Annotated in this window: 19 protein-coding genes, 1 tRNA gene, 3 pseudogenes and 2 riboswitches; of the genes and pseudogenes, 13 read left to right on the top strand and 10 right to left on the bottom strand. The window is 37.6% G+C overall.

All coding sequences use genetic code 11. The annotated features are described in order from the left end of the window. Positions 1 to 229: 229 nt before the first annotated feature. The gene (locus ACSQ6I_RS24465; RefSeq protein WP_438892839.1) at positions 230 to 1,378 is read left to right on the top strand and encodes a homospermidine biosynthesis protein; all 1,149 of its coding nucleotides are present in this window, start codon (positions 230 to 232) and stop codon (positions 1,376 to 1,378) included. A 77-nt stretch (positions 1,379 to 1,455) separates the two neighbouring features. Here ACSQ6I_RS24465 and ACSQ6I_RS24460 read toward each other — a convergent pair whose 3' ends face one another. Next, complete coding sequence (locus ACSQ6I_RS24460) at positions 1,456 to 2,571, bottom strand: ABC transporter permease (protein ID WP_438892838.1); 1,116 nt, start codon at positions 2,569 to 2,571, stop codon at positions 1,456 to 1,458. Positions 2,572 to 2,698: 127 nt separating this feature from the next. Continuing rightward, positions 2,699 to 3,574 carry an Npun_R2479 family HD domain-containing metalloprotein gene (locus ACSQ6I_RS24455; protein WP_438892837.1) on the bottom strand — a complete coding sequence of 292 codons (876 nt, stop codon included), beginning with the start codon at positions 3,572 to 3,574 and terminating at the stop codon, positions 2,699 to 2,701. A 395-nt stretch (positions 3,575 to 3,969) separates the two neighbouring features. Between ACSQ6I_RS24455 and ACSQ6I_RS24450 the strand changes: the two genes are divergently transcribed. Beyond that, a tRNA-Gly gene (locus ACSQ6I_RS24450) sits at positions 3,970 to 4,041 on the top strand. A gap of 194 nt (positions 4,042 to 4,235) precedes the next feature. Here the strand turns inward: ACSQ6I_RS24450 and ACSQ6I_RS24445 are convergent. The 3 genes from ACSQ6I_RS24445 to yidD all read right to left on the bottom strand — a co-directional run bounded on the left by ACSQ6I_RS24445 (position 4,236) and on the right by yidD (position 8,002). Then, on the bottom strand, positions 4,236 to 6,212 hold the full coding sequence (locus ACSQ6I_RS24445) for a WD40 repeat domain-containing protein (RefSeq protein WP_438892836.1): 1,977 nt from the start codon (positions 6,210 to 6,212) through the stop codon (positions 4,236 to 4,238). Between the two features lie 176 nt (positions 6,213 to 6,388). Then, a complete protein-coding gene (locus tag ACSQ6I_RS24440; RefSeq protein ID WP_438892835.1) occupies positions 6,389 to 7,405 on the bottom strand; it encodes a sulfate/molybdate ABC transporter ATP-binding protein in 1,017 nt (338 codons plus the stop codon). Between the two features lie 90 nt (positions 7,406 to 7,495). After that, a complete protein-coding gene (gene yidD, locus ACSQ6I_RS24435; RefSeq protein WP_438892834.1) occupies positions 7,496 to 8,002 on the bottom strand; it encodes a membrane protein insertion efficiency factor YidD in 507 nt (168 codons plus the stop codon). Positions 8,003 to 8,214: 212 nt separating this feature from the next. On the opposite strand from yidD, the gene chlP reads away from it, so the two are divergent. After that, on the top strand, positions 8,215 to 9,435 hold the full coding sequence (chlP, locus tag ACSQ6I_RS24430; protein ID WP_438892833.1) for a geranylgeranyl reductase: 1,221 nt from the start codon (positions 8,215 to 8,217) through the stop codon (positions 9,433 to 9,435). A gap of 134 nt (positions 9,436 to 9,569) precedes the next feature. Here chlP and ACSQ6I_RS24425 read toward each other — a convergent pair whose 3' ends face one another. Together ACSQ6I_RS24425 and ACSQ6I_RS24420 are read right to left on the bottom strand one after the other, a co-directional pair. Continuing rightward, positions 9,570 to 10,004 (bottom strand): type II toxin-antitoxin system VapC family toxin, encoded by a 435-nt coding sequence (locus tag ACSQ6I_RS24425; RefSeq protein WP_438892832.1) that lies wholly within the window; start codon positions 10,002 to 10,004, stop codon positions 9,570 to 9,572. Next, positions 10,001 to 10,228: a hypothetical protein gene (locus ACSQ6I_RS24420; RefSeq protein ID WP_438892831.1), complete on the bottom strand. Its 228-nt coding sequence runs from the start codon at positions 10,226 to 10,228 to the stop codon at positions 10,001 to 10,003. Before ACSQ6I_RS24420 ends, ACSQ6I_RS24425 begins: the two co-directional genes overlap by 4 nt. Before the next feature lie 235 nt (positions 10,229 to 10,463). On the opposite strand from ACSQ6I_RS24420, the gene ACSQ6I_RS24415 reads away from it, so the two are divergent. Further along, entirely contained in the window at positions 10,464 to 11,048 is a 585-nt protein-coding gene (locus ACSQ6I_RS24415) for a Uma2 family endonuclease (RefSeq protein ID WP_438892830.1), read from the top strand. 251 nt (positions 11,049 to 11,299) lie between these two features. Here the strand turns inward: ACSQ6I_RS24415 and ACSQ6I_RS24410 are convergent, their stop codons facing one another. Further along, entirely contained in the window at positions 11,300 to 11,590 is a 291-nt protein-coding gene (locus ACSQ6I_RS24410) for a type II toxin-antitoxin system RelE/ParE family toxin (RefSeq protein WP_438892829.1), read from the bottom strand. Between the two features lie 3 nt (positions 11,591 to 11,593). Continuing rightward, positions 11,594 to 11,824: an addiction module protein gene (locus ACSQ6I_RS24405; protein ID WP_438892828.1), complete on the bottom strand. Its 231-nt coding sequence runs from the start codon at positions 11,822 to 11,824 to the stop codon at positions 11,594 to 11,596. A gap of 34 nt (positions 11,825 to 11,858) precedes the next feature. Here ACSQ6I_RS24405 and ACSQ6I_RS24400 point away from each other — a divergent pair. The 5 genes and pseudogenes from ACSQ6I_RS24400 to rnc all read left to right on the top strand — a co-directional run. Beyond that, positions 11,859 to 12,935 (top strand): annotated as a pseudogene (locus ACSQ6I_RS24400) (IS701 family transposase); the annotation flags it as partial. Positions 12,936 to 13,064: 129 nt separating this feature from the next. Further along, a pseudogene (locus ACSQ6I_RS24395) lies at positions 13,065 to 13,738 on the top strand (Uma2 family endonuclease). A gap of 487 nt (positions 13,739 to 14,225) precedes the next feature. Then, positions 14,226 to 15,137: pseudogene (locus ACSQ6I_RS24390) on the top strand (IS982 family transposase). Positions 15,138 to 15,162: 25 nt separating this feature from the next. After that, a complete protein-coding gene (locus ACSQ6I_RS24385; protein ID WP_438892827.1) occupies positions 15,163 to 15,399 on the top strand; it encodes an HNH endonuclease in 237 nt (78 codons plus the stop codon). Positions 15,400 to 15,483: 84 nt separating this feature from the next. Next, positions 15,484 to 16,191, top strand: coding sequence for a ribonuclease III (gene rnc / locus ACSQ6I_RS24380; protein ID WP_438892826.1), 708 nt, complete (start codon positions 15,484 to 15,486; stop codon positions 16,189 to 16,191). Positions 16,192 to 16,246: 55 nt separating this feature from the next. Here the strand turns inward: rnc and ACSQ6I_RS24375 are convergent, their stop codons facing one another. Then, positions 16,247 to 17,443 carry a sensor histidine kinase gene (locus tag ACSQ6I_RS24375; protein ID WP_438892825.1) on the bottom strand — a complete coding sequence of 399 codons (1,197 nt, stop codon included), beginning with the start codon at positions 17,441 to 17,443 and terminating at the stop codon, positions 16,247 to 16,249. Positions 17,444 to 17,823: 380 nt separating this feature from the next. Beyond that, positions 17,824 to 18,042: riboswitch (cyclic di-AMP (ydaO/yuaA leader) on the top strand. A 96-nt stretch (positions 18,043 to 18,138) separates the two neighbouring features. Between ACSQ6I_RS24375 and ntrB the strand changes: the two genes are divergently transcribed. The 4 genes from ntrB to ACSQ6I_RS24355 all read left to right on the top strand — a co-directional run. Continuing rightward, positions 18,139 to 18,990, top strand: coding sequence for a nitrate ABC transporter permease (gene ntrB, locus ACSQ6I_RS24370; protein ID WP_438892824.1), 852 nt, complete (start codon positions 18,139 to 18,141; stop codon positions 18,988 to 18,990). Positions 18,991 to 19,198: 208 nt separating this feature from the next. Further along, positions 19,199 to 20,641 (top strand): ABC transporter substrate-binding protein, encoded by a 1,443-nt coding sequence (locus ACSQ6I_RS24365; protein ID WP_438892823.1) that lies wholly within the window; start codon positions 19,199 to 19,201, stop codon positions 20,639 to 20,641. Positions 20,642 to 20,823: 182 nt separating this feature from the next. Continuing rightward, complete coding sequence (locus ACSQ6I_RS24360) at positions 20,824 to 21,660, top strand: ABC transporter ATP-binding protein (RefSeq protein WP_438892822.1); 837 nt, start codon at positions 20,824 to 20,826, stop codon at positions 21,658 to 21,660. Positions 21,661 to 21,677: 17 nt separating this feature from the next. Beyond that, positions 21,678 to 21,813: riboswitch (cyclic di-AMP (ydaO/yuaA leader) on the top strand. Between the two features lie 163 nt (positions 21,814 to 21,976). Continuing rightward, the coding region (locus ACSQ6I_RS24355; protein WP_438892852.1) for a universal stress protein at positions 21,977 to 22,601 on the top strand (625 nt) is incomplete at its 3' end.

The following is a 22,601-nucleotide window of genomic DNA, read 5'->3' as shown; positions in this document are numbered from 1 at the left end:
TCTCATCTTTTTAAACATGAGTTTTTTCTGTTCCCTGTTGCCCGTTCCCTATTCCCTCTGAATGTGATCAAAGTTAACGAGTTTTTACAAAACCATAACCTGCTGAAACAGATACTTTTTATATATTTTGGGCAAGATGCCGATAATTTGTATCCACAAAGTATTGAAATAATTCCTTAAAAGCTAGATAACATTATATTCAGCGTATTTACTAGCGGAGTTAATCACAATGTCAAAACAGCAAGGTAAAAAAATCTCACCCATCCCAATGCCAGCCGATATTGGAGTGGTTGATTTGATTAATAATTACTTCACCGCTTACAACTCAGCACGCTTGCGAGAAGCTTGTCAACTACTCAGTCATGATGTATTTACAGACGGGGTTACAGTGGGGGTCAGCCTTTCTGGCGCGATGACACCAGCCGGATTTGGTGTTTCTGCCCTTGCACCCTTAATTCGCAATGGTTTTATTGACTGGATGATTAGCACAGGTGCAAATCTTTACCATGATATGCACTACGGTTTGGGTTTTGAACTCTTTGCGGGTAGTCCGTTTTTAGATGATGTCAAATTGCGCGAAGAAGGTACCATCAGAATCTATGACATTATTTTTGGCTATGATGTGCTACTAGAAACTGACGCATTTATCCGCAAAATTCTGCAAGCAGAACCTTTTCAAAAGCGCATGGGAACAGCTGAATTCCATTATTTGCTGGGTAAGTATGTGCGAGAAGTAGAAAAGCAATTAGGTGTCGAACATTCTTGTTTATTAGCCACAGCTTATGAATGTGGCATACCGATTTATACTTCTTCTCCTGGTGACAGTTCCATTGGCATGAATGTAGCAGCATTAGCATTGGAAGGATCAAAGTTGATATTAGATCCAGCCATTGACGTAAATGAAACAGCGGCTATTGCTTATGGTGCGCGGGAAACAGAGGGTAAAAGTGCGGCTGTAATTATCGGTGGGGGCAGTCCTAAAAACTTTTTATTGCAAACACAACCACAAATTCATGAAGTACTAGGACTAGAAGAACGGGGACATGATTTCTTTGTCCAGTTTACCGATGCCAGACCAGATACAGGGGGTTTGTCAGGGGCAACTCCAGCCGAAGCTGTAAGCTGGGGTAAGATTGACCCAGATGAGTTACCTAGCACCATTGTTTGTTATACAGATAGTACGATCGCTCTGCCATTAGTTACAGCTTATGTTCTCAATCAATGTCAACCTCGTACCCTGAAACGTTTGTATGATAGACGAGATGAATTGTTAGGCACATTACAAAAAGACTACCTAGCGGCTAAAGACAAGCCAGCAAGTGAAAGTAATTCACCGCAAGCGGCTACTTATCCCTGCGGTACACCAGTGAGAAAATAATACACACCATTAACTCAGAATAAAAGTGGGTTAACAACATCTTAACCCACTCCCAAATCTCATCTTTCTTGACAAATTTATCTCTGCAAACTGCGAGGATCAAGGGCATCGCGCAACCCATCCCCTAGTAAATTAAATGCTAACACAGTCAGAATAATCAAGATTGCTGGTGGCAAAATTAGCCAAGGTTGTAAAACTAAAATAGACGCATTACTTGCCAAAGAAAGCATATTTCCCCAAGAAGGATCTGGTTGTTGAATTCCTAAACCAATTAGACTCAATACAGCTTCAGCACCAATAAAACTAGGAATTGTCAGAGTAGCTGAAATAACTATATAGCTTGCAGTTTGGGGCAAAACGTGCCGCATAATAATATATATTGGCTTACCACCCATTGCCTGTGCTGCTTGTACAAATTCTCGCTCTTTAATTGATAGTACCTGCCCACGAATGACCCTTGCTAAACCGGCCCAACTAATCACAGAAGTAATAACTACAATTAATAAAAACCGCTGTGTACTAGTTAATTGTGGACTTAACACTCCTGATAATGCTGCCAACAAATAAATACTAGGAAAAGTCATCAGCACTTCTGCCAAACGCATGATCACACTATCAATCACACCGCCAAAATAACCAGAAATACCACCTATTAGTAAACCGAGAGGATAGGTGATAATAATACCAAAAATCCCAATAAATAAACTAATACGTCCACCATAAAGCAGTCTACTAAATTGATCTCGTCCTTGGTCGTCAGTACCTAAAAGGTTAAATTTTGCTTCACCAGTTGAGCCAAACAAATGCCAATTCAGAGGAATACCAGGGATAATGGTGACTTCATCCCACTTGGGAGGTAATGGCAAACTGAGTTGAAATAATCTATATTCTGATCCAGAGACAAACAAACCCAATGGTGAAGACTTTTTGAAGTCTACAATTAGTTTCCGTTCCCCTGTTTCTAAATTTGTATCCCCTTGAGTTGTCGGATATATGTGCGGACCAATAAATTTACCTGCCGGAGAAACCCAGTAAATACGAGTCGGTGGCAGCAAAGAACCATTTAGCTGTGATTCATATGGGTTATAAGGTGCAATCAAATCAGCTCCAACTACTGCCAAATAGAAAACTAACAGCAAGGTTGCCCCAAATCGCGCCAAAGGATTTTTTTTCAGTCTCTGCCACCAATTCATAATTTCTTATCACAAATCAAACAATTTTAGACTTCATCGTGACCGATACTTCCCTGCGGGACGCTACGCGTTGGCGCAGCCTGTCCGTAGGACTTACGACAAGGCTCAGTATAAGTTAAATGACTATCTAAGCATTTAACTGTTCAGCTAAATACCGGAATTCCTCATTTTGTTTTTCATGTTCGACAACAAAAACATTGGAATAAAGATTGGCTAAAACTTGTTTTCCTTGTTGTGTTAGAGATAGATAATGGAGTCCTTCTTTGATATAAGGATAGACACCATGCCAATAAAATTTGGCGTAGTTTTTGCGTAGATCTCCAGGATTTTGATAGCCTAAAGCTTTATTTATCCCCGTTTCTTCAAATTCATAAAACAAACTTGTGATTTTTTTCAAGTAACGCGGATCACTTAATTGCCCAATTAAATCAGCAGCACGTACTAATCCAGCAAAATGATTGCTATTTTGATGATCATCTGCGTGAGGCACTGGGAAACGAGTTAATTCAATATTGCGTTTAATCGCTTCCGAATCTATTAAATAATGTCCACCAAATCGCTCATCAATAAATAGTTTTGCTCGGTCTACATGATAGGGTGTAAGACTAGCATCAGAAGCACCTGAAGGGAGAGAAACCATGTTGCCATTCTGCCCGGTAGCATATAGGCTTTCTGATTCTTTGTCTTCACGGCAAACTCCTTTCACATAGCCAATATCGTGACACAATAAAGAAATGATTACGTGTAACCAGTCTTCACTGGAAACACCACCTTCGCGGATGTGTTTACCGCGCAAAATTTCTTGTCCAACTAGGGTAACGAGGACTGAGTGTTCAACATTGTGATATAAGGCATCGCTATTGGCAATATTTTCTAAAGCCATATTACCTGCCCAAGCGATAATATCTTGATAATCAGTTTTTAAGCCACCGTAAGTACGTTGGTAGCCTGATCTAATTTGATTTACAAAAGCACTAATGATAATTTCAGTTGTATTGAACATACTGGATACTCAGGTATATATTTTGTATAATCGAGTCCGCTTCAATTTCGGCGTGTGGCTCGCACTCACAAAGGATAGCTTTCTCAAAATGAAGAAAGCTTTTCAGGTGGATGAAGCGCATGGAATAGTGAGGAAGTTAGTATAGTCAGAGACTTTGGTGCTTTAAACCGCCTTTGAATTAAGTTTACATTATCCTTCTCAATTTTTCCTAGCACATGAGTTAAGTTCATTGTTCAGAGTCCAGTATAGGCTATGAGCAAAGGAAATTATTTTTATTCCCCGTTAAGGAATAAAAGCTCCCAGTCGGCAGACCAGATCAGTAAAATCTGCTTTTTAGGTTTTACTAAGTTTATGATATAATGTTTATTGACATAAAACTGTGATTATTATTGATTGCGGGTGTAATTCAGTGGTAGAATGTCTGCTTCCCATGCAGAATGTCGTGGGTTCAAGTCCCATCGCCCGCTTTTAAAATTTGATGAATGATCCATACTGTTCAAGTATAGAATTACTCGGTAAGAGTAAAACTCAATCTCTTTAGGGCTGAGGTAGCTGACTAAAAAGATGAATCGACAAGGTTTCTAGAAATCCTTTCCCTTCTGCCAGCAGGTGATAATTGATTTATCACCTGTTTTGTCAACGCGCTTTTTTAAGAAGGTTATTAATTACGTTGCCACATCTTGATTGTATTGTCAGCACTACCACTAAATATAGTATTTCCGTCAACACTAAAAGCCAAACAATGAATGGTTAATGAATGTTCCGCCAGAGTATTTATTAATTCTTTTGTTTCCAGATACCAAATCTTAATTGTTTTATCAATACTACCACTTGCTAAACTTTTACCATCAGGACTGAAAGCAACGCTAGTTACAGAATCTGTATGTCCCAAAAATGTGTGAATGAGTTCTCCTGTTGCCAAATACCAAAGTTTAATTGTGTGATCATGACTACCAGTAGCGAAAATTTTACCATCAGGACTAATAGCTATAGTATTAATCGCATCGGCATGATCAGTCATGCTGATCATTTCTACTCCTGTTTTAATATTCCATATTTTGATAGTTTTGTCACAATCACAGCTAATTAACTTTTTTCCATCTGGGGTAAAAACAACAGAGTTAACATAACTTTCATGATTAGTGAGAGTATAAATTAATTTTTCAGTATTCAAATCCCAGATTTTAATAGTTTTATCTAAACTTGCAGATGCAAAGGTTTTACCATCGGAGCTAAAAGCAACTGAAGTTACACAACCTGAATGCTCAATGAAAGTTTTACCTTTAAAGGAATACCATAGTTTAAATGTTTTGTCATAACTACCACTAGCAATTATTTTTCCATCAGGAGAAAAAACGACTGAAGAAATATAGTTTGAATGACCATTTAAACTGTTAAGAAGTTCACTATTTTCGATATCCCAGATTTTAATGGTTTTGTCTGCACTACCACTTGCAAATGTTTTGCCATCAGGATTGACAGCAATTGAAAAAACATGATTTGAATGTCCATAGAGAGTATTTACACAACTCCATAAGGTTGGTTTTTCTATTTGTACAAATGCTAGTTGTTTTAATTCATAATTATACACTTCTCTATACTTTTGCAGGATCAACCTTAGTTTTTGCAGCATTTCACTTGTCCAAACTGAAGGAAAGTCCGCACTTAATTTAAATAATTGAGGTTCATAATTTGGGTTAATATTCAAGTAATACCAATCTGCTAAAAATGCTGCCAATAGCTTGTGTAAAATAACTATAGTATGCCTAATTGCACGTAGACTCTTAGTTTCATCACTGCCAGATTCTTCAAGTTGTCCTTTAACTTCTTCCCAATTCCAAGGTTCAAAAGATAAAGATACTGGTTCATGTAGTCCCCAAAATTTGACATTGAAATAAACTTCATGATCTGTGATGTCGGTGTAAATAATTGCCGTTGGTACAGCGGATAAAATGGTTTCTAATTGTTTTACTTCTGCATCAAAAATTGACCGCTCAAAATATTTACCGTAAAATTCTACGGGACAGAAATCACTGTGAAGAGGGTAATATTTTTCTAAAAATAATTTTAATTGATTGCGAATTTCTTTTTTGAGGCTATCACGGAAAGATATAGGAAAATCTTCACTAATATCAGGTGGTGGAATTAAAATCAGTAGGCGTGGTTTTTTTTGTTCATCTACAAAAATCCGCTGTGCTTCATCACGACTTAAGACACCAGGCCACTTTTGTTGGTCGAAAATTCCCTGAATTTCTTTTTGTTTAAGTTCAATTGCTTTAGATGTTGTCTCTCGGCTCAAGTTTAGATACAATGAACTTAACTTACCTCTATCCTCCATTTCTTCCCGTTTTAATTGCATTAACCTTTTTTCTTTTTCATCTGCTGTGAATGTAATTTCTATATCTGTAGAAAGAGGTACTTGTTGAATTTGCAAAAATTCTTTTTTTCTGGCTTCTCGACGGTTGTAATAGTCTACTTCTGCTTGTATTACCCGCTGATCTTGTCTAACTTTTTGAATTCTTACAGGTAAGTTAATTTTATTTTCTTTAACTAGTGTTTGGTTAATAAATGCGGAAATAACTCGGTTAGTAGTATCAGTGACAAAATCTACGGCAGCACCAACAATATCAAATGTCATATAGGTTATAAGGATCAGTAAATTTAACACTTAGCCAATTTTAGCCGTTAAATTTCTGATTGTGTACGTAAAGACCTAATTTTCTTGGTATCAATTTTATTGAATCGCCTGTAAACCTATGAACCAAGAAAGTTTAACCCCCTTACACCAGCAGGGGGTTGAGGCTAAGTTTGCTTCTAAATCGAATAATATAATGGGAAAGATTTAGCGTCTTTGGACTTGACATACACGCGCTCTTGTGATTCTAATTTTAACTCATCAAATCGATCGCGTGTTAAATGTGCTGTCATAATTTGCCCATCATCTAATTTTAACTCTACTTGAATTTCCCAACCTAAATGAATCACACGACTAACTGTGGCAGGTGCTGTTGTCCCGTTAGCCACTCTTTCCACAATCACATCTTGAGGACGTAAAAACGTTTCTGGGTGTGCTGAATTAAAGCCACTGGCTTGAAAGATTTTCGAGCTGCTGGATAAAACATTAACTGGGCCAATAAAACTCATGACAAATGCTGAAGCGGGATGGTCATAAATTTCTGCTGGTGTTCCTACCTGTTCTACCTTGCCTTTATTCATCACCACGATTTCGTCTGATACTTCCATTGCTTCTTCTTGGTCGTGGGTGACGAAAACGGTGGTAACGTGAACTTCGTCATGGAGACGACGCAACCAAGCCCGTAAGTCTTTACGAACTTTAGCATCTAATGCCCCGAATGGTTCATCTAGTAATAATACGTTAGGTTCTACAGCCAAGGCTCTAGCTAAGGCCACACGTTGCCTTTGTCCACCGGAAAGTTGAGAAGGATAGCGATCGCCTAATCCAGATAATTGCACTAACTCTAACAACTGGTCTACTCTGCCCTTAACCTTCTTTTGGGGTGTTTTGCGAATTTCTAAACCAAAGGCAATATTTTGTCGCACGGTCAAATGCTTAAATAGGGCATAGTGCTGAAACACAAAGCCAATATTTCGTTCTTGCACACTTTGATATGTGGCATCCTTCCCTGTCAGAAAGATTTTGCCGCTATCAGGCATTTCTAAACCAGAAATTAATCGCAGCAGGGTAGATTTACCAGATCCAGATGGACCGAGTAAAGCAACCAGCGAACCACTATTAATTTCTAAACTCACTTGATCAACAGCTTGGAAACTACCAAATTGCTTAGAGACATTCTCAACTACTATGCCCACTGGTTTTATACCTCTGCAACTAATCTACGGTTTACGGGTAGGATTACTGTATATTTATATCATATTCAGAATTGATTGGATTAGAAAAATTCACCATCCACAACCACCACAATCGAGAAAAATACAATCAGCACCGCTACAATCAACCGCACTGCAATCAGTAGCACCACATTCTAGAGAACTACAATCAGGAGCCAGATTTAGCATTTCTGGACAGTCACAACTTATTTCAGCGCAATTAATTCCTAAATCCACAACATCAAAATTATTTTGACAAGATGATTTGGGAGCGATCGGCTGAGGTTTCTTTTTTTGCTGATCTTCATCTGTTGTTTGTGGTTCTAGTTCCTCTGCTTGGGATTTGAGAATTAGATTTGCTTGCTGACAACTTTGAAATCTCACACGGGACTTGACAAATCCAGCTTTTAACCCTTCCTGAGCAATTACCCGCTTGATATACCCAGAGCAAGATTCACCACCATACAAGACTCGGTGGGCGCACGCAAAGCCTTTATAAGGGGAAATATGTTGTTGATATCCAGTAATTGCAGAAACACCAACTTTTCTAGCAAAAGAATCCCACAAAGAAACTTGCATATTTTGTCAGGTGTGTATGAAATAGTTAATTCTTCTAGTTACCATCGACTAATATCTAGTAATAAATCCTAATGACCGTTTTTAACCTCAGTTTTCGTGTCGAAATGTTAAAGAATATTGCATTTATCTCAAAACCTTAAGGGAAAGCGCCAAAACAAGCAAAAGTCCGTGATAGGATTTTCTGGGTAAATGTGAAGATTGGGAGAAAACCTTTGACACTACGGGTTGCGGTTGTTGGTTCAGGCCCAGCTGGTTCATCTGCCGCTGAGACACTGGCAAAAGCTGGAATTGAAACTTACTTAATTGAGCGCAAGCTCGATAACGCCAAACCATGTGGGGGAGCCATTCCTCTGTGTATGGTGAGCGAATTTGACCTACCACCAGAGATTATCGACCGTCGAGTGCGGAAGATGAAAATGATTTCACCCTCGAATCGTGAGGTTGATATCAATCTGATAAATGAAGATGAATATATAGGAATGTGCCGCCGCGAAGTGTTGGATGGTTTCATGCGCGATCGCGCGGCCAAATTAGGCGCAATTTTAATTAATGCCACAGTTCATAAACTTGATATTCCCACAAATAACACCGACCCCTATACCATTCATTATGTAGACCATACTGAGACTGGAACTCAGGGAATTGCCAAAACCCTAAAGGTAGATTTAGTGATTGGGGCTGATGGGGCTAACTCCCGGATAGCTAAGGAAATGGATGCTGGGGATTACAATTATGCGATCGCATTCCAAGAACGCATTCGTCTCCCCCAAGACAAAATGGATTACTACAACGACCTCGCCGAAATGTATGTTGGCGATGACGTTTCCACCGACTTCTACGCTTGGGTATTCCCCAAATATGACCACGTAGCCGTCGGCACCGGCACAATGCACGTCAACAAAGCCAAAATCAAACAATTCCAAGCTGGTATTCGCGCCCGTGCTTCCGAAAAACTAGCCGGTGGTGAAATCATCAAAATAGAAGCCCACCCCATCCCTGAACATCCCCGTCCTCGTCGCGTTGTTGGACGCATCGCTTTGGTAGGAGATGCAGCAGGTTATGTTACCAAATCCTCTGGAGAAGGTATTTACTTCGCAGCTAAATCTGGAAGGATGTGCGCCGAAGCCATTGTCGAAGCAGCCAACGGTGGTGCGAGAATTCCCACAGAAGGCGACCTCAAAGTTTACCTCAAGCGTTGGGATAAGAAATACGGTCTCACCTACAAAGTATTAGATATTCTACAAAGTGTATTCTATCGCTCCGATGCTACCCGTGAAGCATTTGTAGAAATGTGTGATGATTTGGATGTACAGAAACTAACATTCGATAGCTATCTGTATAAAACCGTCGTTCCCGCCAACCCCATCACCCAACTAAAAATCACTGCCAAAACCATTGGTAGCTTAATTCGCGGTAACGCCCTCGCGCCCTAAATCTATTGTTGATCCAAATGCAAAAATGTAGAGATGATGCAAAAAACGTCTCTACATTTTTTGTTATTTATGGCTCAATGTAGGGGTTTCCCCGCCCTTGATTCTATTTCATCTGAGAACCGCTATATCTGGTATTAGATAAATCCATTGCTATTAACAAACCAGTTTTCAACTTTTAAATCATTAAAAGACTTAAAATCAGAAACATTATTAGTTACTAAAATCAAATTATTGCAGTAAGCAATACTTGCAATTTGACCATCTACAAAAGCAGGTGTTTTGCCTATTTTAGATAATCTAGACCTTTCTTGAGCGTGGCATTGCGCCGCTTTTAAATCATAATCAAGGACTGGTAAATTTAATACCGATTCATGAATATAATTCCAAAGAGACTCTCGCCGCTTAGATTCTGGTAAACGCAAGCAACCATGTAAAATTTCATGAGCAACAACACTAGACATGACAATTTCTGATTTATGAATATCTAGCTTGTGCAAAACATTAGCATTAGGAATAGGACGTGCTGGTTCTGAGAGAATATTAGTATCAAGTAAGTATTTTAAACTCATAGATCAATTTCTCTTCCCACACTTCTATCTCGTAAATCAGCGAAATCATCATCAGTAAAGATAATTCCCTCGGTTTCAATTACCTTTCTAAATTTTTGTAATCCCTCCCAGAAATTATCTCCTTTAGATTCCTCCTTTTTTTGACGAAGAAAATCAAACAAATAGTCCCGTTCTTCTGTAGGCAAACTTTCAATAGAGTTAATAATTTCTTGTAAAGTCATCATAGAACCTCCTAATCAAGTCAACTCTAGCTTTGGTAACTTTATTTTAAGCTATAAATTTAAAGCTACCAAGCCCGGCGGTTAGAAAGATACCTCCGACTTCCGTAAGGGATACACGGCTACACAAACGTGGGTTAAAAAGCTTAATTTAGCGTAGAGGCAATTCATGAATTGCCCGTACTCGTAGATGGGGAATTTAAGATACAATAAATTCAATCTCTAAATTTGGGTTTATATTATGATAACTACACTCATTGAACGAGAAGCAGAACCTATTTTAATTAGCGACCTCACCTGGAGAGAATTTAAAGCTGTTGAACAGCTAATTGAGCGTCCAGGCTTAAGGTTGTCCTTTTTAGATGGAATCTTGGAAATTCGGAAAATGCCAGGGAAAAAACACGAAACTATCAAAGAACGTATCGGGGCTTTACTAGAAATTTATTTGGAATTTTTGGAATTAGATTTTACTCCGACAGGTTCTGTTACTCTAGAGAGTGAATCTAAAAAAGTCAAAAAAGAAGGTGATAAATCTTATGAATTGGGAGCCAACAGAAAACGCCCTGATTTAGTGATTGAGGTAGTTGTTAGTAGTGGAGGAATTGATAAACTGGAAGCATATAAACGCTTGCAAATTCCTGAAGTTTGGTTTTGGATTAATGATGAACTATTGTTTTATAGTTTAGGAAAAGAGGGATATGAATCTGTTACTAAATCACAACTTTTACCTAATTTAGATATAGCTTTATTAATAGGTTGTATTAATATAGAAAATCATGCTCAAGCACTGCGGGAATTTAGAGCAGGGATAAAAATTACAGGATAGTATAAAAATCATAGAAACTTCTACTCAAGATTATACCTATTGGGACTTAGGCAAAAAACACCGATAAAATAACCTCAAACGTATATCCCAAAGGGATTTTACATCGTTTTGATTGGTTTGTTGGTATATCTGGGTTTGGTGGCATTTTTGGGCATTTAATGTATTTCCTATACCCTGCAAGGTTTTGAGGCTTATTTCTTCCTTAAAAATGTTTAAGTCCCGCTATGCTAACTTTTATGTGATAGTTGCCACTAAATCCGATCTTGCCAATATTTTGGTTTGCGACTACAGTGCATAACTGCTAAAATTAAAATGTATTCATCTTCTATCGTATAGAGTATTCCATAGGGAAATTTACGCACTAAACACCGACGAATATCTTCATCGGTAACTGGATAGCGTTTAGGTGATTCAATAATTCGGAAAATGGTATCTTCAACAGCATTGATAAAATTTTGTGCTATTTCAATTTCATTTTCTGCATAAAATTGGACTGCTTCTGAGTATTCTATTAATGCAGCCGGATGGAAGTTATATTTCATTTTTCATTTTTCTAAAATTTGTCTGATTTGAGCTAAAGCTATTTCTCCAGAAATTGGCTCAACGGTATGATTACGTATCTCATCCCGGCGTTTTTTAGCTTCTGTGTTCCAAACGTTTTGGATATTTTCATCAATATCAGATTCTAGACTTTCAATCAGTTTTTCTACTAAAAATACTCTGCTAGAACTGGGTAAAGACAAGGCTTCTTGAATTAATTCTTCAACTGATAGCATAATTATTTATATTCTCTGTAAATTGCATTGAGAAGATGAATTAAAACAACGAAGATTAAATAAAGTTAAGCAAGCATTGAAGGGTCAGGCGATTACAGTAGTAATAGATGAAACCGGAGATAGAAAAAAAGGTAAAAAGACTGATTATGTAGCGAGACAATATTTAGGAAGTGTAGGAAAAGTTGATAATGGAATAGTTTCAGTCAATGCTTATGGAGTTTACTCTAATATAACTTTTCCATTAAGTGTAAAAGTATTCAAACCAAAAGGGACGCTAAAAGAAGGAGATAAATATAAAACTAAAATAGAGTTATCGTCAGAAATAATTACAGAGTTAATTGAAGAGGGTTTTAATATCGAACTGGTACTGGCAGATAGTTTATATGGTGAAAGTAGCCAATTTATTAGAAAATTGGATGAATATAACTTAGCCTATGTGGTAGCAATTAGAAGTAATCATGGAGTCTGGTTACCCGCAGGACAAAGCTTTAGGGCGAATAAGTGGTGTAAATTTGAGAGAACATTTAGCAATCAAAAATCAGAGGCTAGATATATCCGAGAAATAATTTATGGTAAAAAAAGAACCATAACTTACTGGGAAATAACTACTGACCCAGAAACCATGCCAGATAATTCTACTTCTTTCGTCATGACAAATCTTCAAGGGAATTTGAACAAGACTTTAGGTGACTTATATGGATTAAGAACTTGGGTTGAATATGGGTTTCGACAGTGTAAACAGGAACTAGGCTGGACAGATTACCGTTTCACTAATTTCCAACATATTGAGAGATGGTGGGAGATTATTTTTAGTGTTTATACTATGATTAGCTTAAATTCTCCAGTCTTCTTAGGCTTAAATCAATCTGGTCAACTTGAGACTAAGGCAAAAGAAAATAGTGATGTGGATTTTTCTAATCATCCACAATGGAACCATGAATCTGGATGGAAGAATACTTTAAATAATCTGCGTCTCATTATCCAACCACTTTTACTATTTTGGCTAATTTATCCCTGGTTAAGTATTTTCCATAATTCACATTTGTTACTGGGATTCAATCATTTAATTGCCGCAATGAATCAATTTAAACCCTGTTATACTTCTGGATGATTTAGCTTCTTTACTACTTGCTTATTCCGGAAAGTGACAGAAGAGGGATAACCCTGTATAAAATATGTGTTTACTAATATATTATTAAGAGGTTAATCAGTGCCACTTCCAAACATTGGAGATATAGATATGGTACAACAACTCACACCAAAAACCAACCCAGAAATCATCTACCCTGATAGTGATGGAAACCCAATGGCTGATAATACAGAACACTATGAATGGATAGTTAAAATCAAAGAAAATTTAGAAATATTATTTGCTTCCGAAAATGATGTATTCATAGCAGGTGATTTACTTTGGTATCCTGTCGAGGGAAGTGTAAAAACTCGTCAAGCACCTGATGTCATGGTCATATTTGGTAGACCAAAAGGTAGACGATGTTCTTACAAACAATGGGAAGAAAATAATATTATTCCCCAGGTAGTATTTGAAATCCTATCTCCAGAAAATCGCACCAAAGAAATGGCGAAAAAACTACTTTTTTATCAACGTCATGGAGTAGAAAATACTATATTTATAATCCAGATGCAATTGAATTAACCGGATTTATTCAGGAACAAGAATGGTTTGAAGAAATTGAAGAAATCAATACTTGGGTAAGTCCACGTTTAAACATAAGTTTTGAGTTAACATCAGATAATTTAGAAATTTATTATCCCGACGGAAAAAAATTTCTCACATCTCTGGAATTGAATCAACGCGCAGAACAAGAATATCAACATGCGGAACAAGAACGTCAAAATTATCAAGTCTTATTAGCGAAATTGCAAGCTAAAGGAATTGATATCAATAGTTTGTGATTAATTAGATCCCTCACTTCTTTGATAAGTCGGGTATCTGGAGTTGTAGATTTTACATTTTTTCACAAATGGATGACTTGACATTTAGTATTTAGCTAGACTATGTTTGTCTTTAGATAGCGAAATTATCACAATTTAAAGCAAATTCGGTTGTTGTCTCAGTAGCAAGATTTTTAGGAATCGTACTACTGAGACTGTAACTGATTAATTTAGAGAAGCTCAATAGAGAAAAATAACTTTTTAGTTGATTCTCTAATATGTCTCGTCTCTATTGCTAACAGATATGTGGTTTTCTGATGCTGTTGACAAAAAAATCAACGGAAAATAATTCAACGTGAGTTCGACAGTGATCAAAAGGTGGAAAGCTTGTTCAGAGAGGATTTGAGAAACTCCAGAGAAAAATAACTAAGATTTATGGAGAAGAGGTGAAAAAATCATAAAAAAACACCGAGACTAAAAATATCAAAGAAAATAGGGAGTCTCGGCTATGTCTACCATCATATCTCACCTTGATATTACGCAAATATTTTGTGATGTAGATGATTTCTGTAACCAATGGGAAAACTTGTGGCAGCAAGTACCACAATTGCCATCCACAAAGGGAGAAAGGCGCAGCTAATCAAGAATGCACCTATCAGAAGTGATGACAATAGTCATTGCTTTTCATGGCAGTGGTTATAGAACCTTTAAGGAATTTTATACCTTGCAGGTACTTCCAGGATGGCGTGGGGCATTTCCGAATTTAGTCAGCTACACAAGATTTGTGGAATTGATGCCTTGGTGTCTAATGTTATTGTGCTGTTTTTTGCATACACGAACCGGAGAAATTACAGGGATTAGTTTTATAGATTCCACACCAATCAATGTTTGCCATAATTGTCGTGCCCATACACATAAAGTATTTAAAGGGTTGGTCAAATGGGGTAAAAATTTCGTGGGTTGGCATAACGGAAGTAAACTTCATTTGATTATTAATGACCGAGGAGAACTGCTGGCATTTAAGTTAACTCCTGCCAATGTAGATGACCGCAAACCAGTTCCAGAGATGACTCAAGATTTAATTGGTAAACTTTTTGGGGATAGAGGATATGTTTCCCAAAAATTATTTGAGGAGTTATATGAGCGAGGATTAGAGTTAATTACAAAATCCAAAAAGAACATGAAAAATCGCTTAGTCAAATTGATTGATAAAATTTTATTACGCAAACGAGCCGTTATCGAATCTGTAAATGACCACCTCAAAAATATCTGTCAAATAGAACACTCCCGTCATCGTAGTCCATTGAACTTTTTGGTGAATTTGATAGCGGGTTTGGCTGCTTATACCTATTTACCTAAAAAACCTTCTATTGATATTTACCCAAAAGACTTACCATCTCTACCTCCTGCCATTTTTTAGCTCCGTCGAACTCACGTTAATTCACATGAATTCCAAACAGAAACAAAGTAAAAAGCGTCAACTCATAGATATGTATGGTGCTTGCTGTTGGTGGTGCGGTAAGTCGATGTCAATAGAGACGCTAACTATTGAACATCTTCATCCTAGAAGTCGTGGTGGTTCTAATTCTTCAGAAAATCTCAGACTTGCTTGTTTAACTTGTAACCATTCTCGTGGTAATAGCTTTTTTCCACCAGGTGTAAAGGTAACAGTCTTTAAGTAACACTTGAATTTTCTCGGTTATTATCTTGTGGGGTGGGCATCTTGCCTGCCCTTCTATTCAATTCATAAATGAGAGAAACATAAAATGCACAATTTTCTAATTTTCCTAAATTTCAAAGATGAAAAACTTCTCCGTCAAGCACTCACTCACCGTTCTTATGTCAACGAACACCCAGAAGAAGGGGAACACAACGAACGTCTAGAATTCCTCGGTGATGCTATCCTCAATTTCTTAAGCGGTGAATATCTCTATAAACGTCATCCAGAAAAAGAAGAAGATGAATTAACTCGTCGTCGTTCTGCATTAGTAGATGAAAAGCAATTAGCAAAATTTGCGCTTGAAGTAGGTTTAAACTCCAAAATGCATTTAGGACAAGGTGCAATTCGAGATGGAGGATTTCAAAATCCTAATTTATTAAGTAGCACATTTGAAGCCGTTCTTGGTGCTTACTATCTAGATAACAATTGCAATATTGAAGCAGTTCGAGCTATTGTAGAACCGCTTTTTAAATCTGTACCAGAGGATATTGTAGTATCTCGTTCAAATGTAGACTCAAAAAATCGCTTTCAGGAATGGGTACAAAGTAGAGGTAACACAAATCCCCCCAAATATGTCACAAAACAAATAGCTGGCCAGTCTCATACACCAGTGTTTGAATCTGATGTATTTGAAGTAGTGAATGGGGAAGAAATATGGTGTGGAACAGGTAAAGGACGCAATAAAAAAGAAGCAGAAAAAGATGCTGCTGAAGATGCGTTAGCTAAATTGAAAAAACGCGGTTTGTTAGATTAAAAATGGTTGATTTTACTCAAAGCTGCAAAAATATCTTTTGTCTCTTTGAGCGAAATCAACTTTCTTTCATTTCCATTTGCAAGGGAAAAATTACAGTAAAAGTAGAACCAACCCCTGGTTGAGAAACTAGCTTAATTTCCCCTTGTAATAGTTTCACCAACCGCAAAACGATTGCTAAACCTAAACCCGTACTATCAGGAAGACGAAAGTTTTTCTTAGTGTAGCGAAAATAGGGTTCAAAAATATGTTCTTGATTTTCTGGTGTAATGCCAATACCTGTATCAGCAACAACTAATTCCCACTTTTTATTATCTAATCCCTGACAAGTGATATTAATATTTCCCGACTCTGTATAGCGAACTGCATTACTAACAAGATTCATAACAATTTGTTGTAACTGTAAGACATCTGTGATTATTTGTTGGGGAGCTTGTTCACAATTCACTAGCATGAGCAAATTTTTTTCAGCAGCTAAAGGCTCAAACATTTCACATACATTACTAACGATTTCACTGACATCAGTTGATGTCAGTTCAAGTCTGATTTTTCCGGCATCATACCGCGATAGTTCTAATAAATCATTAATTAAACGTAGCAAGTGTCGTCCATTACGTAACACCCGTTCAATATGTTCGAGATTGTTATAAGTATCTTTCTCATGACTTTTTTGTCGATGTTCACGTAAAAATAAATCAGAGTATCCAATAATAGAAGCTAGGGGATGTTTTAAATCATGAGCTAGTAGGGAGAGATGTTCTCGATTAGTATTAACTAAGCGAGTTAGTTCCTGATTATGTAATGCTAAAGTGTTATGTAGATTTTCTAATTCTCGTAATCGTTCATCAACATAACTAGTAAAACATCGAGCGATCGCTTCATCAATCACGGCGTTAATTAACCGCATAGTCCGAATGATCTCTGTCGGCTTTCCCTGTATTAAATCTATTTGTATGGTGTCCAATATTACCGTTCTTAAATGATGATATTCCCTAGCAATTTCTGCTGGATTAAAGCCTTGTGTAGCTCGAAGTGATCCATGTTGCCAACTGGCGATGACTATAGACTGAAAATCATTACCCTGAGATGTTGAAAGTACTGTCACCATTGCTTTCAATACATCAGGAACGTGATTTTTAATTCTGCTGTATGGTAGATTACTAGCACTTTCAATCCGCTTATCTTGATGAACTGCTATCACCCATTGATCTATTATTGTATCAATTCGTTCAGCCAGTAATTGACTAAAATCCATTTTTTTAAATTCAGTTAATTGGATGTCTCTTATGTAATTAGTTTAACGATTATAGGTTTGATAATCATAATTATATAGACAACTTACTTGGCAGAGCAAGTATATACTAATCTATCTGTCAATCAAATACTACCAGTAATATTTTTACCATAGTAAACAAAAAGTACCTAAGTATAGAAATCTCATAATTATTGATGCTTACTTTTCTCTATATGCCTATAGACAGAGATTCAGTCATGGTACAACCATAAACTAATTTAATTATTGCTGAAGCGATAGAAGATTTACTAAAATTAAGTATTGAAAGTAATAAAATTAAGGATAAATACAGATGCTTTTACTGTACATTAATGTTATAGTTTTGCTGTTAGTGTGTATTTAGAGTAAGTCAGCTTAATCCAGCACATAAGTTAAAGCTGGAGCGGAGAAACCAAATTTTGGGGCGTATCTTTCAGAAAGTGACCATTTAAGAGCAAAAAGTGAAAAATTAATCAATATTCAACTCATCACTTAGCACTCAAAACTCACTATTTTTGATAGAGGGACATCTCTCAGTCCTAGCCCGTCAGCTAACTTCGTAAGCATTGAGAGGAGACTGAAGAGACAGCATTTTTTAATGTTCTGATCTCATCAGTGTCCAAGGCTGGTACTGCTCGCATTTTTCGTACCTGCACTTAAATCTGTTGAGGTTATAAATGATCTTTCAACTTAATTTAGCTGCAACCATTGCGGTTGCGGGAAAAGTTGCTTGGAAAAAAGCAAAACCTGTCATTTTTCGGGATGAGTTCCTATTGCCTGTAGTCGGTTTCTTGGGAATAATAGTTCTGTGGTGGGTAGTAGCACTTGCTAATCGAGAATTGATGCCTACACCACCAGAAGCTTTAATTGCCAATCTTGACTATATCTTAAATCCCTTTTATGAAAGAGGCCCAGGTAACTTAGGAATTGGTTGGTTACTATTAGCAAGTTTACGTCGGGTATTACTAGGTTTTGGGTTAGGTGCATTAGTAGCAATTCCCTTGGGGTTTTTGATTGGGATGTCTAAACCAGCAATGCTGGCTTTTAATCCTATTATTCAGATATTTAAACCCGTTTCGCCTTTAGCTTGGTTGCCTATCTCTTTAGCTATCTTCAATTTGGCTGATCCTTCAGCTATTTTTGTCATTTTCATTACCTCCCTGTGGCCAACTATTATTAATACAGCCTTGGGAGTTTCTAGCGTTTCTAAAGATTATTTAGATGTAGCCCAGGTGTTGGAAATGCCTCGATGGCGACAGATTATCAAAATTATTTGGCCTGCCAGTTTGCCTTATGTTTTTACAGGTTTGCGAATTAGTTTAGGAATTGCTTGGCTAGTAATTGTTGCTGTAGAAATGCTCACAGGTGGTGTGGGTATCGGCTTTTTTGTCTGGGATGAATGGAGTCGTTTAAATCTTAGTTCTGTATTTCTGGCTGTGTTTGTAATTGGCTTAACTGGCTTAGTTTTAGATTACGCTGTGGGCAAACTTCAAGAGTTAGTTACCCATCGTCCGGGAAGTGTGAAGTAAAAGAATTATTTACGGCGATTTTCAGGTAAAGAAATTACATCTTTTTTCTCACGCAGAGACGCAAAGAGAAAAAGTTTTCAAAGTTAATTTCATCCTTTAATTATGCAACGCCAAACTCTTCATTTCTCTCTGTGTCTCTGCGCCTCTGCGTGAGCAAAAAATCATCCCATCAATCAGCAATACGAAAAATCTGAAATTGTAGACAACCATGAGTGAAAATAATTGGAATCGCAGAGATTTTATTAAGGGAATAGGTGTGACGACTGCGGGGATAGCGTTGTCATCATGTGGGATATCTGGAGATAAGTCTGTTAAAGGACTGACAGAAGCCGCCTTAGCTGTAGAACCCTTAGTCAGACCCCAAGATTTAGAAAAACCTGATCTTACAGTTGGTTATGTACCTGTTAATGATTGTGCGCCATTCGCGATCGCATGGAAAAAAGGTTTTTTCCGCAAATATGGCTTAAACGTTAAACTCAACCGCGAAGCTAGTTGGGGAAACTCCCGCGACGGTTTGATTTTTGGTCGTCTTGATGCTGCACCTGTGGTATCCGGTGCTGTCACCAACGCCAGGATAGGTGCAGAAGGCGCACGTCACGCCCCCCTATGTGCAGCCATGACTATACACCGTCATGGTAACGCCATGACCATGAACAAAGAGATGTGGGACTTTGGGATACGTCCTTGGTACGAATATCAACAAAAATATGGTGATGGTGCTTTAGAAGCCTTTGGAAAAGACTTCCGGGGCTATTTCAACAAACAACCCCCAGAAAAGAAAATTTGGGCAGTAGTTTTGAGTTCTGCTATTTATGAATACTTTGTCCGCTATATATCCGCTGCTGCTGGTATAGACCCCTTTAAGGAATTTCGGGTCATCATTGTTTCCCCACCGCAAATGGTGACAAACATGAGAATCGGCTCTATGCAAGCTTACATGGTAGCCGAACCTTGGAACACCAGAGCAATTCAAGGTAACGAAGGTATCGGCTTTACATTTGCACAAGGTAAAGAAGTTTGGCTAGGACATCCAGACAGACTCCTGGGAGTAATGGAATCATTCATCGACAATTATCCCAAAACCTATCGTTCTTTAGTAAAGGCGATGATTGAAGCTTGTCAGTATTGTAGCAAACCCGAAAATCGGCAAGAAGTGGCTCAATTGCTAACAGAAATATCCTTTACGGGTGCAAAACCAAAACAGAAAAATGCGCCCATAACTAAATTGACTTCTCCGGGAATTATTGGCAATTACAACTATGGTGGATTTGATGGTAAAGACCGGACTATTAAAGCCGTTGACACCACAATTTTCTTTGATGTTCCTAAAAATATTCCTCAACCAACAGGAGAACATTCGACATTTTTATGGCGTTCTCACAGCATCTGGTTAATCACCCAAGCTGCACGTTGGGGACAAATCAAAGAAATTCCTAAAAATGCTGTTCAATTAGCCCAAAAAGGCTGGAGAACAGATTTATATCGGGAGATTGCAGCGGAAATGGGAATTCAATGCCCCAAGGATGATTATAAAATTGAACCGCCAGAAGTATTCATAGATAACAAAGGCTTTGACCCTAGTAATCCTGTCGGTTATCTCAATAGTTTTGCCATCAAAGCAAACGCTCCTACTCGCTTTTTCATGTCCTAAAAAAGGGACATATTTTTATCTCGTTCCCAGTCTCTGACTGGGAATGCAATCACAAAGGCTCCACCTTTTTAGAACTTTAGAGGTAGAGCCTTATAGAATTCATTCCCGTACAGAGTATGGGAACGAGAAATACACCGTAATTTTTACGTCCCAAAATTTAACTAATTCAGGAATATTTAATCATGAAATATACCTCCTTTTCAAACGAGACTTATCAAGAAGTAAAGCCTCATTATGGATTTCTGGAAATTGAAAATTTGGTCAAGTCTTATCCGACACCAGATAAAGGAGATGCTGTTGTTTTAGATGGTGTTAATCTCACAATTGGTGAAGATGAGTATATTTCTGTCATAGGACATTCTGGTTGTGGTAAATCAACATTACTAAAAATTATCGGTGGGTTTCAAAAAGCCACATCTGGCTCAGTACGCTTAGATGGTAAAGAAATCCGCAAACCAGGTGCAGAGAGGATGATGGTATTTCAAAATTATTCTTTGCTACCTTGGTTAACCGTGCGCGAAAATATTCGTTTAGCTGTGGATGAAGTGCTAAAAAAGGCTAATCGTGCCGAAAGAATTAGCGTTGTAAATGAACACTTGGCAATGGTAAACTTAACAGCGGCTGCTGATAAGTATCCCGATGAAATTTCTGGAGGTATGAAACAAAGAGTAGGTATTGCTAGAGCTTTGGCAATTCGCCCCAAAATGTTATTAATGGATGAACCTTTTGGCGCACTAGATGCTTTAACTCGTGGTAAATTGCAGCGTCAGGTATTAGATATCTGGGAAAATCATCGTCAAGCAGTAATGATGATTACCCATGATGTAGATGAAGCAATTTATATGTCTGATCGGATTGTATTAATGACCAATGGCCCATCTGCTACAATCGGAGAAATTCTCAAAGTTCCATTTCAGCGTCCACGTGATCGGAGTGCGATCCGAAATTCTAAAGAATATTTTGATCTTCGCAATCACGCTCTAAATTTTCTAGACCACTACTTTACTTCAGAAGAATAAAATAGTATTATTGTCTTTTTAGTGGGTAGCCTAATTCAAATTCATGAAAGCTGGATTTGAAGCGGAGGAACCAAAAATTGGGGCTAATCTAACGAGAGACACCTTCCAGTCTTAGCCCGTCAGCTAACTCCGTCGGCAATGGAAGGAACCCCCAAAACCTTGGCTGTAATAGCAGTTATGATTGGGGTTTCCGGAATCAATTTTAGATTTTTAAATTTTTAGGTCAGGATTTATCTGAAATCTAAAATTGTTTACCCTGCTTCTCATTCGTAATTCGTTTCAAGGGAGAGAAGTTAAAACTGTGAAAATCAAGCCGATGTTAGCACGTTTGCAAAGTGCTATAGGTCGTGATGACCTAATTGAACAAATGGTATTGTTACCAGAAGCGGAAAACCTCGTTTCTCAACAATATCAAATAGCTGACTCCGTTAACTTAATTGTTGGCTATGATGCTTCCCCTCAGAGTCATACAGCTTTAGATATTGCTTGTTGGATTGCCCACCAAACGAGTTTAGCTACCAATACTCAAGTTACAGTTCAGGCTGTTTATGTAGTAGAACAAAACTCCAGCAATCAATATCTTGATATTTTCAATTCTGCCTATAATCAACTTCAATTAGAGTGTGCAGTGAGCAATTTATCAAGGTCAGTTACATCGGTATTAACTCAACAAAAGGTAATAGAAATTTCACCAAAATTACAAGGAGAATCAAGAACTTTTTTTAAAGAAGCAGACAGAATTCTCTGGCAAGCGAAAACTCTAGCTCAAGAATGGCAAGTTTCGTTTAAATCACATCTATGGTTTGGCAAAATTGCCACAGAACTTAAAAAATTTGTGGAATCAGAAGCCGCTGATATTCTGTTTTTAGGGTGTAAATCTGTCGATCATCCAATGATTAAGACATTAGGTACTAATTTTCCCTGTCCTGTATTGGGTATTC

It is taken from the genome of Anabaena sp. WFMT (genome assembly GCF_051781005.1).
GTDB lineage: Bacteria > Cyanobacteriota > Cyanobacteriia > Cyanobacteriales > Nostocaceae > Anabaena.
Note: the sequence above shows the minus strand (reverse complement) of the source record. Positions and strands in the feature narration are given on the sequence as shown.